This window comes from Nocardioides marinisabuli (assembly GCF_013466785.1).
GTDB lineage: Bacteria > Actinomycetota > Actinomycetes > Propionibacteriales > Nocardioidaceae > Nocardioides > Nocardioides marinisabuli.
Genome location: NZ_CP059163.1, coordinates 1,109,613 through 1,124,068 on the forward strand (window position 1 = coordinate 1,109,613; position 14,456 = coordinate 1,124,068).

Here is a 14,456-nt window from a genome sequence, read left to right on the forward strand (position 1 = left end):
CAGGAGCACTGTAACCACGACGGGCGCCCGGCGCTGTCGGTGCCCTGGCCTAGCGTGCGCCCCATGGCGAAGTCCCCCGCACGTGCCGCCCGGCCCACCTACCGCTGCTCCGAGTGCGGCTGGGAGACCGGCAAGTGGGTGGGCCGCTGCGGCGAGTGCCAGGCGTGGGGCTCGGTCGCCGAGGCCGCCGCCGCGCCCGCGCTGCGCACCGCCGCCTCCCCGGTCACCACCAAGGCGGTGCCAATCGGGCAGGTCTCGGTCGAGGAGGCCGGCTTCCGCACCAGCGGGGTGCCCGAGCTCGACCGGGTGCTGGGCGGCGGGCTGGTGCCCGGCGCCGCGATCCTGCTGGCCGGCGAGCCCGGCGTCGGCAAGAGCACCCTGCTGCTCGAGGTGGCCGCCCAGACCGCGCGCTACCAGCGCCGCACGCTCTACGTCACCGGGGAGGAGTCGGCCTCCCAGGTGCGCCTGCGCGCCGACCGCACCGGTGGGGTGCACGACGAGCTCTACCTGGCCGCCGAGACCGACCTCGGCGCGGTGCTCACCCACATCGAGGAGACCCGCCCCGAGCTCATCGTCGTCGACTCGGTGCAGACCATCGGCGCCTCCGGCGTCGACGGGGTCCCCGGCGGCGTCACCCAGGTCAAGGAGGTCGCCGCCGCGCTGATCCGGGTCGCCAAGACCCGCGGGATCACCACCGTGCTGGTCGGCCACGTCACCAAGGACGGCGCGATCGCCGGGCCGCGGGTCCTCGAGCACCTCGTCGACGTGGTCCTGCACTTCGAGGGCGACCGCAACTCCCGCTTCCGCATGGTGCGCGCGATGAAGAACCGCTTCGGGCCGGTCGACGAGGTCGGCTGCTTCGACCTCGGGCCCGACGGCATCAGCGCCGTGGCCGACCCGACCGGCCTGTTCGTCGAGCAGCACCACGGCCGGGTGCCCGGCACCTGCGTGGCCGTCTCCATGGAGGGCCGCCGCCCCATGCTGGCCGAGGTGCAGGGCCTGGTGACCACCTCGCCGCTCGACCGGCCGCGGCGTACGACCTCGGGGCTCGACGGCTCCCGGGTCGCGATGGTGCTCGCCGTGCTCGAGCGGCACTGCGGGCTGCGGCTCTCCGCGCAGGACGTCTTCGCCTCCACCGTCGGCGGGGCGCGGCTGCACGAGCCGGCCAGCGACCTGGCGGTGGCGATCGCGCTCGTCTCCTCCCACCTGGGCATCGCCCCGCCCACCGGCGTGGTGGCGATCGGCGAGCTGGGTCTGGCCGGCGAGCTGCGCCGGGTGCGCGACCTGCCGCAGCGCGTCGCCGAGGCGGCGCGGCTGGGCTTCCGCCACGCGGTGGTGCCCACCGAGCCGGGCCGCCGCGGCCAGGGGGTGGGCGCCCCGCGCGAGATCGAGGGCATGCGGGTCCTCGAGGTGCCGGGCATCGCCAGCGCCCTCGAGGTGCTGCGCCTGACCGACCGGCCGGGCTGAGCCACCGGCGAGCGACCCCGGCCGGAATGATGACGCGCACCCCGGCGCACCGCTCTAGACTCGCTGGGTAGGGGTGGACCGACCGCCCTGCTCCCCCCTTGGAGGAACGCGTGCCCGCCGAACGCTCGGACGACCTGCTGCGCCTGCGCGAGACGCTGGCCTCGATCGCGCCGGGCACCTCGCTGCGCGACGGTCTCGAGCGCATCCTGCGCGGGCGTACCGGTGCCCTCATCGTGATCGGCCAGGACGAGCGGGTCGACGAGATCAGCACCGGCGGCTTCGACCTCGACGTGCCCTTCACCGCCACCGGCCTGCGCGAGCTGGCCAAGATGGACGGCGCGATCATCGTCGACGCGGGCCTGACCCGCATCGTGCGCGCCGCGGTGCACCTGATGCCCGACCACACGATCCCCTCCGAGGAGACCGGCACCCGGCACCGTACCGCCGACCGGGTGGCCCGCCAGACCGGTTTCCCGGTGATCTCGGTGTCGCAGTCGATGCAGATCATCGCGGCGTACGTCGGCTCCACGCGCCACGTGCTCGAGGACGTCGGCCAGATCCTCTCGCGCGCCAACCAGGCGCTGGCGACCCTGGAGCGCTACAAGCTGCGCCTCGACGAGGTCTCCAGCACCCTGTCGGCCCTCGAGATCGAGGACCTGGTCACCGTGCGCGACGTGGCCGTGGTGGCCCAGCGCCTCGAGATGGTCACCCGCATCGCCCGCGAGATCGAGGACTACGTGCTCGAGCTCGGCACCGACGGCCGGCTGCTGTCGCTGCAGCTGGAGGAGCTCATCACCGGTGTCGACACCGAGCGCGAGCTGGTGGTGCGCGACTACCTGCCCGCCGGGCGCAAGGCCTCGACGCCCGAGGAGCTGCTCCAGCAGCTCGAGGCGCTCTCCCCCACCGCCCTGGTCGACCCCGCCGCCACCGCCAAGGTCCTGGGCCTGGGCAACGGCGAGCACCTCGACGGCGCCGTCGCACCGCGCGGCTACCGCCTGCTGGCCAAGGTCCCGCGCCTGCCCCCCACCGTCGTGGACCGCCTCGTCGACCACTTCGGCACCCTGCAGAAGCTGCTCTCCGCCGGCATCGACGACCTGCAGGCCGTCGAGGGCGTCGGCGAGCTGCGCGCCCGCAGCGTCCGCGAGGGCCTCTCCCGCCTCGCCGAGTCCACCATCCTCGAGCGCTACGTCTGAGCCGCCCGCGGGAGTTTCATCGGGTACCCGCTGGAACTCGCGGCACCTGGCTGAAGGTTCAGCCAGGCGGCACCAGGTTCATCGGGTACCCGATGAAACTTCACGGGGGCGGTGCTTGCCGTCGTGGAGCAGCGCGTTGAGCTCGCCGCCGAGGAGCAGGGCCAGGGCGAGCAGGTACATCCAGGTCAGCACCACGACCCCGCCGCCGAAGACGCCCAGGAGCGGGTTGCCCTCGCCGAGGGTGCGCAGGTAGAGGCCGAAGGCGGCGCTGGCGCCCAGCCACAGCAGGGTGGTGGCCACGGCGCCGGGCAGCGCCGCGCGCCAGGGCGTACGCCGGTTGGGCGCGAGGTGGAAGACCAGCGCCAGCCAGCCGACCAGCACCAGGAACAGCAGCGGCAGGCGGGCCAGGTCCCAGAAGGCCTCGAAGGCGCCGCCCAGCCCCACGACGTCGGCGACGTCGGAGCCGCGGCCCAGCAGCGGGCCGACCACGACGACGGCCAGGGCGACCACCACGACCACGACCGTCATCAGCCCCAGCCCCAGGCCCAGCAGCCGGCGGCGCAGCCAGGGGCGGTGCTCCTCGCTGTCGTAGGCCAGGTTGAGCGCCTGGACGACGACCGCCCAGGCGCCCGACAGCGTGACGAGCGCACCGAGCGAGGCGACGGTGAGCAGGCCGCCGTACTCGCCGGAGAAGACGGCCTGCACCGAGTCGAGCACCGGCGCCCCGCGGTCGGTGAGCACCAGCGCCAGCGCGTCGGTGACGCGGGCCTCGGTGCGCGCGGCGACCTCGGCACCCACCAGCGCCTCGAGGTAGGACAGCAGCCCGGCCGCGATCAGCAGCGCCGGGAAGATGCTCAGGACCGCGAAGAACGCGATCTCGGCGGCCAGCCCGGCCACCCGGTCCTTGGCGACCTCGTGGCCGAGCACCCGCACCAGCGCGACCGAGCGGTCGCGGCCTCGCCGCAGCACCGGGTGCACGTCAGTGCGCGGCGAGGTTGCCGCTCAGCCGACCGTGCATGTGCAGCGACTGCTCGTTGAGCCCGTGGATCTCCACGGTCTTGCCCTTGCGCTCGTACTTGTAGGTGATCGAGTCGAGCGCAGCGACGGTCGAGGCGTCCCACACGTGCGAGGCCGCCATGTCGATGACCACGTGCTCGGGGTCGTCGGCGTACTCGAACTGGGTGTAGAGGTCGTTGGAGGAGGCGAAGAACAGCTCGCCGGTGACGGTGTAGCGCGCCTGCGGGCGCCCCTCGACCTCGACCAGCTCGCGCTCCACGGTGGCCAGGTGGGCCACCCGGCGGGCGAAGAGGGTCATCGCGACCAGCACGCCGACCCCGACGCCGATGGCCAGGTTGTGGGTGGTCACGGTGACCACGACGGTCGAGACCATCACGGTGGTCTCGCTCTTGGGCATCCGGCGCAGCGTGCGCGGCGAGATCGAGTGCCAGTCGAAGGTGCCGACGGCGACCATGATCATCACCGCGACCAGGGCGGCCATCGGGATCTGCGCGACCAGGTCGCCGAAGCCGACGACCAGCACCAGCAGCAGCACGCCGGCGGAGAAGGTGGAGATCCGGGTGCGGGCCCCCGAGGCCTTCACGTTGATCATCGTCTGGCCGATCATGGCGCAGCCGCCCATGCCGCCGAAGAAGCCGGTGATCATGTTGGCCGCGCCCTGGCCCCAGGCCTCGCGGGTCTTCGGGGAGTGGGTGTCGGTGATGTCGTCGACCAGCTTGGCGGTCAGCAGCGACTCGAGCAGGCCCACCAGCGCCATCGCCAGCGCGTACGGCGCGATGATCTCGAGGGTGGTCAGGGTGAAGGGCACGTCGGGGACCAGCAGCGCGGGCAGCGTCTCGGGCAGCTCGCCCTCGTCGCCCACGTCGGGCAGCGCCCAGCCGGCGGCCAGCGCGGCGGCGGTGACGGCGACGATGACGACCAGCGGCGAGGGCACCGCGGTGGTCACGCGCGGCAGCAGCACGATGACCGCGACGCCGAAGGCCACCAGCGGGTAGACCAGCCACGGCACGTCGACCAGGTAGGGGATCTGGGCCATCGCGATGAGGATCGCCAGGGCGTTGACGAAGCCGACCATCACCGAGCGCGGGATGAAGCGCATCATCCTGGCCACGCCGAGCAAGCCGAGCACGATCTGGATGGCGCCGCCGAGGATCACGGTGGCGATCAGGTAGTCCACGCCGTAGTCGCGCGCCACCGGCGCGATCACCAGCGCGATGGCGCCGGTCGCGGCCGAGATCATCGCGGGGCGACCGCCGAGGAAGGCGATCGAGACGGCCATCGTGAAGGAGGCGAAGAGACCCAGGCGCGGGTCGACGCCGGCGATGATCGAGAACGAGATCGCCTCGGGGATCAGCGCGAGCGCCACCACCAGGCCGGCCACGACCTCGCGGCGCAGGACGGAGGGGCGGCGCAGGGCGCCGCGCACGGTGTGCGTCTCGGCCGGCGGCAGCGCCACGGACGGCTGCAGCAGCGAGGACTGGTCGGACGGGTCGTTGCTCACTCAGGACTCCTGGGCGGTGGTGGCGGTACGACGGCCGGGAGCTGCGCTGCGACTGGCCGCGGGGAGGTCGGTGGGTGCTCGACGGGCGAGCGGTGGCGGCCCGTGGGCGTGCGTGACGCGTCGACCGACGCGGCGACTCTACCCTGACGTGACGGGAGAGTGGGCATCCGCGACCAGCGCTCGGGCGGTGAGACGGCTCACCGCTCGCGGTGGGCGCGCACCCGCTCGTCGAGCCCCGCGGCGAACTCCTCGGCCCAGGCCAGCCGGGTGCGCAGGGCGTCGACCCGCTGCTCGGCGGCGGTCCGCAGCGACTCCAACTCGCCCAGCAGCCGGGCCCGCTCGTCCTCGTCGGGGTCCGCGTCGAGCGCGTCGACGACCCCGAGCAGCCCGCGCATGTCCTCGAGGGAGAAGTCCAGCGGCTTCATCCGCTTGATGAGCTCGAAGCGGTCCACGTCGAGGGCGGTGTAGAGCCGGAAACCGCCGGCCGAGCGCGCCGACGGCGCGACCAGCCCGACCTCCTCGTAGTAGCGCAGCGTGCGCAGGCTCAGCCCGGTGAGCGCGGCGACCTCGCCGATCTGCATGTGTGCGGCCACGGCGGGGAGTCTAGGCCCGCCGCGAGACCGCGACCGACACCGCGGCGAGCCCGGCCGAGAGCGCCAGCACCGCCACGAAGGCCGACCGGTCGGCGGCGGTGCCGACGGCGGTGAAGACCAGTCCCGCGACGGCGACCGCGACGGCCGCACCCACCGAGTCGCTGATCGTGACCGCCGAGGAGGCGGTGCCGCGCTCGTGCACGGCGGTGCGGGCCAGGACGGTGGAGGTGATCCGCGGGTACATCAGGCCCATGCCCGCCGCCGCGACCAGCCAGCCGGCGCCGACCAGGACGCCGGGCAGCGCCAGCGCCGCCACCACCAGCACCACCACGATGCCGGCGGCCAGCACCGCGGCGCCCAGGCGCAGCGCCGCCTCGTCCGGCAGCCGCTCGCCCAGGCGCCCCTGCACGTGCGAGGCCCCGGCCCAGCCCAGCGTGGCGACGGTCAGCACCAGGCCGCTGACCCAGGTGGCGGCGGCGTACTGCTCCTGGAGCAGGAAGGGCAGGTAGGCCTCGGCGGCGAAGAACGTGCCACCGACCAGGCCGCGCTGCGCGATGACGGCCGGTACGCCGCGCCCGGCGCGCAGGGTGCCGCGCGGCAGCAGCGGCCGCACGGCCACCAGCGCGAGGCCGACCGCGACCGCGGCCACCCCGGCGCGGGCGGGTCCGGGCAGGGCACCGGTCAGGTTGAGCGCCACCACCGCCGCCGCGACCGCGACCGCCAGCCCGAGGCGTCGTACGCCGCCGCCGCGGCGCGCGGGCGCGGCCTCGGGCGGCTCGACGGCCCGCAGCGTCGGCACCAGCAGCGCCAGCGCGGCCACGGCGATCACCACGACGCCCAGGAAGACCCAGCGCCAGCCGAGGGTGTCGGCCACGACGCCGGCCAGGAACGGGCCGACCAGCCCGGGCAGCACCCAGGCGGCGGCGAAGAGCCCCAGGATGCGGGGCCGGTCGACGGGGTCGAAGACCTGCGCGACCAGCACGTAGAGCGCCACCACCATGCCGCCGAGGCCCAGGCCCTGCAGGAACCGGCCCACGACCAGCAGCAGCATCGTCGGGGCCAGGCCCGCGGCCAGCAGGCCGAGCCCGAAGAGCGCGACCGAGACCAGCAGCGGGCGCACCGCCCCGCGGCGGTCGGACCACTGGCCCACCGCGACCATGCCCACGACGCTGGCGGCCAGGGTCGCCGAGAACGCGACCGAGAACCAGGCCCGCCCGTCGAGGTCGCGGGTGACGCTCGGCATCACCGTCGCGACCGCCAGCGCCTCGAAGGCGGCGAGGAAGACCAGGGCGACCGAGCCGGCGGTGGCACCCCGGTAGCGCGGGCCCAGTAGCGGGGTCAGGGTCGTCAGGGCCAGATCCGCCGCTCGCCCTCCGCGGCCCGCACCTCGCCGAGCTGGTGGCGGCGCTTCTGGGCCTTGTAGGGCACGGCGAGCACCAGCGCCGGCGTCTTCGGGCTGCGGTGCTCGAGCAGCACCTGCACCGCGCGGGCGCCGCCGACGATGGCGTCGAAGACGACCGCGACGCAGCGCACCTGGTCACGCTCGGCGCGAAGCTTCTCGAAGAGCTCCTCGAGCAGCTGGTCGGGGCGCACGTCCTCGACGATCTCGACCAGGCGGGCGCTCTCGGTGCCGTCGTCCTCGACGACCTGCACGAAGGGGACCAGCACGTCGTCGGCGTCGAGGCGGTCCTTCGCGGACCGCAGGGCGGTGTCGAGCAGCCCGTCCATCTCGCCGAGCACGGTCTTGCTCACGTCGTCACGCCACGAGGTCATGGCCCCAGCCTCGCAGACCGCCCGCTCATCCCGGGAGTCCGAGCCGGGCCTCCGGCCGCAGCCAGTCCTCCAGCCCCTCCCCGTCCGCCGCGGCGGCCAGGCGCCGCCCGAGCCCGGGCGCCTGCTTGTAGAGGTTGTGGCCCACCGGCAGCAGCACCCCGTCGGCCTCCCACACCGCCATCGCGTCGTCGCTCCACGGCAGCGTGGTCACCCAGCAGTGCCGCACGTCGACGGGGTCGGGGTCGAGGCCCGGCAGGGCCCGGGCGACGTAGTCGCGGGCCCGGGTCGCGAGCTCGTCGAGCCCGCCCGGCACCGGCATGCTGGCGTCGTCGCGGGCCGGGGTGGTCTGGCTCAGCCCCACGCCGTACGACGCGTTGCCGGGCGCCGCGGCGGCGTACACGCCGGTCTCGCCGAAGACGCCGCTGGAGTCCTGGAGCGTGGCCAGCGTGCCGGGCGCCTCGCCGCGCACCGCGAAGGTCAGCCGCACGTGCGCGGCCTGGGTCACCGGCAGCGAGAGGCCCAGGGTGCGGGCCAGGGCGGGGGTGCCGCGACCGGCGCAGACGACGACGCGGCGGTAGGTGTCGGTGCGGCCGCCGCTGCGGACCTCGACCCGCTGCCCGGCGGGCCCGCCGCCGAGGGGTCGCACCGCGAGCACCTCGTCGCGCACCACCCGGTCGCCCAGGGCGGCGCTGAGCGCCGCGACCGTCGCGGTGGTGCGGATCGACCCGCCCTCCTCGTCGCACATCGCCGGGCCGTCGAAGCCGGTCAGCAGCGGCACCCGGCGGGCCAGCTCGTCGGCGTCGAGGCGTCGGGCGGCGACGCCCGCGTCCTGCAGCAGCGGGAGGTGGTCGTCGACGGCCGGACCGATCGCCACCGCCCCGTCGGGCGAGACCATCTCGACGCCCAGCCGCTCGCCCCACTCGCGGTAGGCCGCGCGGCTGGCGCGCGCGGCCGCCACCAGCCGCGGGTCGTCGTGGGCGTGCCGGAAGATCCGCGACACCCCGCCGGACTGGCCGTTGCCGGGCTCGCCGTGCTCGTAGACCCGCACCTCGACGCCGCGCTCCAGCAGGGCGTAGGCGGTGCTGAGGCCGACGATGCCGGCGCCGACGACGGCCACCTCGGGGGCCCCGGCGGCGACCGGTGCGACCTGCTGGACGTGCTCGGCACCGGTGGGGGGCGCAGATGTCGACATGGGTCCCACCCAACCAGCCGCTCCCCCACCCGCCCGGGCGGTCGCTCAGGCGTCGGTGGGCCCGTCGGCAGGCTCGTCGGGCTCGTCGGGGTCGTCGGCCCGGCGCCGCTCGAGCAGCACCGTGTCGCGCCACCGCCCGTCGAGGCGCGCGATGCGCGAGCGCACGGCGAGCACCTGGTAGCCGGCGCTGCGGTGCAGCGCGAGGCTGGCACGGTTCTCGGGGAAGACGACCGCCTGCAGCGTCCACAGCCCGCCCGCGTCGGCCTCGGTGACCTGGCGGTGCAGCAGCGCGCGGCCCACGCCGCGCCCGCCGGCGTCGGCGGCGACGTAGACGGTGGTCTCGCCGACGCCGGCGTAGCAGGCGCGCGCCGAGACCGGCGAGACCCCGGTCCAGCCGACCACCCGGCCCGGCTCCGCGTCGTCGTCCGGGTCGTCCCCGACCAGCTCCGCGACCCAGCGGTGCCCCGGCAGCCAGCGCTCGCGCAGCGCGTCGAGCGCGGGCACCTCGGTCTCGAAGGTGGCCTGGCGCCCCGCGATGCCCTCGGCGTAGATCTCCTGCACCCGTGGCAGGTCGTCCTCGGTCATCGCCCGGGTGCGCACGTCACCGGGCAGGTCCTCGGGGCAGCACGGCCGCGCGGCCAGGGTGCCCATCACCACGTCGGCGGCGTGCGGGAGCCCGGTGCAGCAGGCCGCGTTGACCGAGACCAGGCTGGCGGTGCCGACCTTGTCGACCACGACGAAGCCGAGCTCGGCCAGCCGGCGCACGTGGTGGGAGCAGGTGGCCTGGCTGATGCCCAGGGCAACGGCCAGGTCGCCGACCCGCAGCGCGCCGGCGGGGGCCGAGGCGACCGCGTGCAGCAGCCGCACCCGGGTCGGGTCGGCCAGCGTCGCGAACCACTCGGCGTACGTCGTCGCGGTGGTCGCGTCGAGGAGCGTCATGCGCCCAGGCTAGCCGTCGATCGATCCGGATCGATGGTTGAACATATCGACATCTGTCGATACAGTCTCCATCGACCGTCATCGATCCTTCCTGAGGAGCACCCATGCCCGCCCCGCACCTGCAGCCCACCCCCGCCGAGCCCCTGGTGGTCGTCGGCGCCGGCCCGGTCGGTCTGGCCGCCGCCGCCCACGCCCACGAGCGCGGCCTCCCCGTCGTGGTGCTCGAGGCCGGGGCGGCGGCGGGCGCGGCGGTGGCCGGGTGGGGCCACGTGCGGCTGTTCTCGCCGTGGTCGGAGCTGGTCGACGACGCCGCGGCACGGCTGCTCGCGCCGACCGGATGGACCCGGCCGGCCGACCCCGCACCGCCGACCGGCGCCGAGTGGGTCGAGGGCTACCTGCGTCCGCTCGCGGCGGCCCTGGTCGCCGCCGGCGTCGAGGTCCGCACCGGCCACCGTGTCACCGGGGTGGCGCGCCGGGGCCGCGACCTGCTCGTCGCCGGTGAGCGCGACCGGGTGCCGTTCGCGGTGCACGTGGAGTCCCCCGGCGGGCACGAGGTGCTCACGGCGGCCGCCGTCGTCGACGCCTCCGGCACCTGGGGGCGGCCCGGCCCGCTGGGCACCGACGGCTACCCCGCGCCCGGCGAGCGCGAGCACGCCGAGCACGTGACGTACGCCGTCCCCGACGTCGACGACCCGCGGTGCGCGCCCGGCTCGCCGGTCGCCACGTGGTGGTCGCCGGCGCCGGCGCCTCGGCCCAGAACGCGCTGGTGGCGCTGGGCCGCCTGGCCGAGCAGGAGCCGGCCACCCGGATCACCTGGCTGCTGCGCCGCGGCGACGTGGGCCACGCCTTCGGCGGCGGCGACGCCGACGAGCTCGAGGCCCGGGCGCGCTGGGCGACCACGCCCGCGCGGTCGCGGAGTCCGGGCGGGTGGAGACCGTGACCGGGTTCCGCACCAGCGCGGTGCGGCGCGACGAGCGCACCGGGCGCCTCGTGCTGAGCTCGCTCGACGGCCGCGAGGTCGGCGACGTCGACGAGGTGGTGGCGGTGACCGGCTTCCGGCCCGACCACTCCTGGCTCAGCGAGGTGCACCTCGACCTCGACCCCGAGCTGGGCGCGCCACGGCTGCTGGCCCCCGAGATCCACCCCGAGCACCACTCCTGCGGCTCGGTCTCGCCCCACGGCGCCTCGGTGCTGCGCCAGCCCGAGCAGGGCCTCTACATCGTCGGGATGAAGTCCTTCGGGCGTGCCCCGTCGTTCCTGACCATGACCGGCTGCGAGCAGGTCCGCTCGGTGGTCGCCGAGATCGCCGGCGACCAGGAGGCCGCCGACCGGGTCGAGCTGGTGCTGCCCGAGACCGGTGTGTGCGGCGCGGCGCCGACGTACGCGTAGTCGCGCCCGCCGCCAGGTAGGGCTCAGCCCCGGCCGGCCACCAGCGGCTCGAGGTTGAGGTGCGGGTTCATCCGCTCGATCGCCTCGAGGCGCCACCGGTCGGAGAAGAGCGCCAGCAGCGCCCCGTCGGTGCGCTCCATCACCTCGACCCCGCGCAGGGCGGCGACCTCGTCGCGCTGCTCGGGGTCGACGCGGCGCGCGATGGAGTAGTCGAGGCTCTCGAGGCGCACCGGGGCGCGGTACTCCGACTCCATGCGGGCGCTGACGACCTCGAACTGCATCGGGCCCACGGCGGCCAGCACGGGGGCGTGCTCGCCGCGGAACTCCGAGCGCAGCACCTGGATCACGCCCTCCTGGTCGAGCTGCTCGATGCCCTTGCGGAACTGCTTCCAGCGGCCGGTGTCGGTGACGCTGACGGTGCTGAAGTACTCGGGGGCGAAGCTGGCGATCGGCGGGTAGCGCACCGGCGGCCCGGCGTGGATGGTGTCGCCGACCCGCAGCGCCGAGGCGTTGACCAGGCCGATGATGTCGCCGGGGCGGGCCCGCTCGACCGAGGTCCGCTCACGGCCGAAGACGGCCTGGGCGTACTTGGTGGTGAAGGGGCGCCCGGTGGTGGCGTGGGTGACGACCATGCCGCGCTCGAAGGTGCCCGAGCAGACGCGGGCGTAGGCGAGGCGGTCGCGGTGGGCGGTGTCCATGCCCGACTGCACCTTGAAGACGAAGGCGCTGAAGTCGTCGTCGGGCTGGCGCTCGGTCTCGTCGACCGCGACGGTGGGCCCCGGCGGCGGGGCGAGCTCGATCAGCACCTCGAGGATCTGGGCGACGCCGAAGTTCGACAGCGCCGAGGCGAAGAGCACCGGCGTGGTGCGCCCGGCCAGGAAGCTCTCCTGGTCGTGGTCGGCGCCGTCGGCGCTGAGCAGCTCGTGGCCCTCCTGCGCCTCCTCCCAGCGCTCCGGCTCGGCGGCGGCCGCCGCGGCGGCGTCGAGGTGCTCCTCGGGCGCACGGGTGCTGCCGCCGGCGGTGCGGGTGTAGCGCACGAACCCGCCCGTACGCCGGTCCAGGACGCCGCGGAAGTCGCCGGCGACGCCGACCGGCCAGGTCAGCGGGGTCGGGCGCAGACCGATCTGCTTCTCGATCGAGTCGAGCAGCTCGAGCGGGTCGAGGCCCGGGCGGTCCCACTTGTTGATGACCGTGATGACCGGGATGCCCCGGTGGGCGCACACCTGGAAGAGCTTGAGCGTCTGCGGCTCGAGGCCCTTGGCGGCGTCGACCAGCATCACCGCGGAGTCGACCGCCGAGAGCACCCGGTAGGTGTCCTCGGAGAAGTCGGCGTGGCCGGGGGTGTCGACCAGGTTGACCACGTGGTCGCCGTACGCGAACTGCAGCGCGGCGGAGGTGATCGAGATGCCGCGGGCCTTCTCCATCTCCATCCAGTCGGACACGGTGCCCTTGCGCCCGCCCTTGCCGTGCACCGCTCCGGCCTCGGAGATGACGGCGGCGTGCAGGGCCAGCGCCTCGGTCAGCGTCGACTTGCCGGCGTCGGGGTGACTGATGACGGCGAAGGTGCGGCGCGGTCGGAGGTCTGCTTCATCCACCCGTCGACTCTACGTGGCGGCCCGCGACCACTACCCTGACGGGGCGGACGGGTCGACCGTCCGCATTTCCCGACGTACGTGAGGACACCGAGTGAGCCACCCCCACCCCGAGCTGCAGGCGCCCCCCAAGCTTCCCTCCGGTGCCCTGCGGATCGTGGCGCTCGGCGGCCTCGGCGAGATCGGCCGCAACATGGCGGTCTTCGAGCACGCCGGCAAGCTGCTGATCGTCGACTGCGGCGTGCTCTTCCCCGAGGAGCACCAGCCCGGCGTCGACGTGATCCTGCCCGACTTCACCTGGATCCGGGACCGCCTCGACAAGATCGTCGGCGTGGTGCTGACCCACGGCCACGAGGACCACATCGGCGGCGTGCCCTACCTGCTGCGCGAGCGCCCCGACATCCCGCTGATCGGCTCGCGCCTGACGCTGGCGCTGATCAAGGAGAAGCTCAAGGAGCACCGCATCCGCCCGGTGCTGCGCGAGGTCAAGGAGGGCGACCGGATCGACCTGGCGCCCTTCGACTGCGAGTTCGTCGCGGTCAACCACTCGATCCCCGACGGTCTCGCGGTCGCCATCCGCACCCGCGCCGGCATGGTGCTGCACACCGGCGACTTCAAGATGGACCAGTTCCCCCTCGACCGGCGCATCACCGACCTGCGCGCCTTCGCGCGCCTCGGCGAGGAGGGGGTCGACCTGTTCATGACCGACTCCACCAACGCCGAGGTGCCCGGGTTCACGACCTCCGAGCGCGACCTGACCCCGGCGATCGAGCACGTCTTCCGCACCGCGCCGCGCCGCGTGATCGTCTCCAGCTTCGCCAGCCACGTGCATCGCATCCAGCAGGTGCTCGACACCGCCCACGCGCACGGGCGCAAGGTCGCCTTCGTGGGCCGCTCGATGGTGCGCAACATGGGCGTCGCGGGCGACCTGGGCTACCTCAAGGTGCCCGAGGGCCTGATCGTGCCGCTCGACCAGCTCGAGCGGCTGCCCGCCAACAAGGCCACCCTGATCTGCACCGGCTCGCAGGGCGAGCCGCTGGCCGCGCTGTCGCGGATGGCCTCGCGCGACCACAAGATCCGCGTCGGCGAGGGCGACACGATCCTGATGGCCAGCTCGGTCATCCCGGGCAACGAGAACGCCATCTCCAACGTCATCAACGGGCTGACCCGCTGGGGCGCCAACGTCGTGCACAAGGGCAACGCCAAGGTGCACGTCTCGGGCCACGCGAGCGCCGGCGAGCTCGTCTACTGCTACAACATCATCAAGCCGCGCAACGTGATGCCGGTGCACGGCGAGTACCGCCACCTGCGGGCCAACGCCGACCTGGCGATCTCCACCGGCATGGACGCCGCCAACGTCGTGCTGGCCGAGGACGGCGTGGTCGTCGACCTGGTCAAGGGCCGCGCCAAGGTGACCGGCAAGGTGCCCGCCGGGCTGGTCTTCGTCGACGCCCAGCAGGTCGGCGGCGCCACCGAGGCCACGCTCAAGGACCGCCGCACCCTGGCCGAGGAGGGCGTGGTGACGGTGCTGGCCATCGTCGACGCCGACACCGGCAAGCTGGCCGACCGCCCGGACTTCCTGGTGCGCGGCTTCGTGCACGAGCCGAAGGCCTTCGACCCGGCGGTGCAGGTCATCGAGAAGACCCTGGCCCGGGCCGCCTCCGAGGGCATCGGCGACGCCCACCAGCTGGAGCAGATGATCAGCCGCGACGTCAGCCGGTGGGCGCACAAGACCTTCCGCCGCAGCCCGCTGATCATCCCCGTCGTCGTCGACGCCTGAGCCCGGTGGCCCGCCGGTGG

13 protein-coding genes and 1 pseudogene are annotated in these 14,456 nt (G+C 74.5%); 6 read left to right on the forward strand and 8 right to left on the reverse strand.

All coding sequences use genetic code 11. From position 1 onward, the window contains the following. Positions 1–63: 63 nt before the first annotated feature. Together radA and disA are read left to right on the forward strand one after the other, a co-directional pair. Positions 64–1,467, forward strand: a complete 1,404-nt coding sequence (gene radA, locus H0S66_RS05375) for a DNA repair protein RadA (protein ID WP_179614477.1) — start codon at positions 64–66, stop codon at positions 1,465–1,467. 110 nt (positions 1,468–1,577) lie between these two features. Then, on the forward strand, positions 1,578–2,660 hold the full coding sequence (gene disA / locus H0S66_RS05380; protein ID WP_179614478.1) for a DNA integrity scanning diadenylate cyclase DisA: 1,083 nt from the start codon (positions 1,578–1,580) through the stop codon (positions 2,658–2,660). Between the two features lie 78 nt (positions 2,661–2,738). Here the strand turns inward: disA and H0S66_RS05385 are convergent, their stop codons facing one another. The 7 genes from H0S66_RS05385 to H0S66_RS05415 all read right to left on the reverse strand — a co-directional run bounded on the left by H0S66_RS05385 (position 2,739) and on the right by H0S66_RS05415 (position 9,675). Then, on the reverse strand, positions 2,739–3,629 hold the full coding sequence (locus H0S66_RS05385) for a YihY/virulence factor BrkB family protein (protein WP_179614479.1): 891 nt from the start codon (positions 3,627–3,629) through the stop codon (positions 2,739–2,741). Positions 3,630–3,639: 10 nt separating this feature from the next. Beyond that, complete coding sequence (locus H0S66_RS05390) at positions 3,640–5,178, reverse strand: SulP family inorganic anion transporter (RefSeq protein WP_258017109.1); 1,539 nt, start codon at positions 5,176–5,178, stop codon at positions 3,640–3,642. A 197-nt stretch (positions 5,179–5,375) separates the two neighbouring features. Then, a complete protein-coding gene (locus tag H0S66_RS05395; RefSeq protein ID WP_218876227.1) occupies positions 5,376–5,771 on the reverse strand; it encodes a MerR family transcriptional regulator in 396 nt (131 codons plus the stop codon). Positions 5,772–5,781: 10 nt separating this feature from the next. Next, a complete protein-coding gene (locus H0S66_RS05400) occupies positions 5,782–7,014 on the reverse strand; it encodes an MFS transporter (RefSeq protein ID WP_179617197.1) in 1,233 nt (410 codons plus the stop codon). A gap of 104 nt (positions 7,015–7,118) precedes the next feature. Beyond that, positions 7,119–7,544: a hypothetical protein gene (locus tag H0S66_RS05405; protein WP_179614480.1), complete on the reverse strand. Its 426-nt coding sequence runs from the start codon at positions 7,542–7,544 to the stop codon at positions 7,119–7,121. Positions 7,545–7,569: 25 nt separating this feature from the next. Then, positions 7,570–8,736, reverse strand: coding sequence for an NAD(P)/FAD-dependent oxidoreductase (locus H0S66_RS05410; RefSeq protein ID WP_179614481.1), 1,167 nt, complete (start codon positions 8,734–8,736; stop codon positions 7,570–7,572). 45 nt (positions 8,737–8,781) lie between these two features. Next, complete coding sequence (locus H0S66_RS05415) at positions 8,782–9,675, reverse strand: helix-turn-helix domain-containing GNAT family N-acetyltransferase (protein WP_179614482.1); 894 nt, start codon at positions 9,673–9,675, stop codon at positions 8,782–8,784. A 104-nt stretch (positions 9,676–9,779) separates the two neighbouring features. Between H0S66_RS05415 and H0S66_RS20955 the strand changes: the two are divergent. The 3 genes and pseudogenes from H0S66_RS20955 to H0S66_RS20335 form a co-directional block, all read left to right on the forward strand. Further along, positions 9,780–10,205 (forward strand): annotated as a pseudogene (locus H0S66_RS20955) (FAD-dependent oxidoreductase); the annotation flags it as partial. 167 nt (positions 10,206–10,372) lie between these two features. Further along, positions 10,373–10,615, forward strand: coding sequence for a lysine N(6)-hydroxylase/L-ornithine N(5)-oxygenase family protein (locus H0S66_RS20330; protein ID WP_258017110.1), 243 nt, complete (start codon positions 10,373–10,375; stop codon positions 10,613–10,615). After that, complete coding sequence (locus tag H0S66_RS20335; RefSeq protein WP_258017111.1) at positions 10,603–11,064, forward strand: hypothetical protein; 462 nt, start codon at positions 10,603–10,605, stop codon at positions 11,062–11,064. Before H0S66_RS20330 ends, H0S66_RS20335 begins: the two co-directional genes overlap by 13 nt. Before the next feature lie 23 nt (positions 11,065–11,087). Here H0S66_RS20335 and H0S66_RS05425 read toward each other — a convergent pair whose 3' ends face one another. Then, entirely contained in the window at positions 11,088–12,659 is a 1,572-nt protein-coding gene (locus H0S66_RS05425) for a peptide chain release factor 3 (RefSeq protein WP_179614484.1), read from the reverse strand. Positions 12,660–12,750: 91 nt separating this feature from the next. Between H0S66_RS05425 and H0S66_RS05430 the strand changes: the two genes are divergently transcribed. Continuing rightward, on the forward strand, positions 12,751–14,436 hold the full coding sequence (locus H0S66_RS05430) for a ribonuclease J (RefSeq protein ID WP_179614485.1): 1,686 nt from the start codon (positions 12,751–12,753) through the stop codon (positions 14,434–14,436). Positions 14,437–14,456 lie beyond the last annotated feature (20 nt).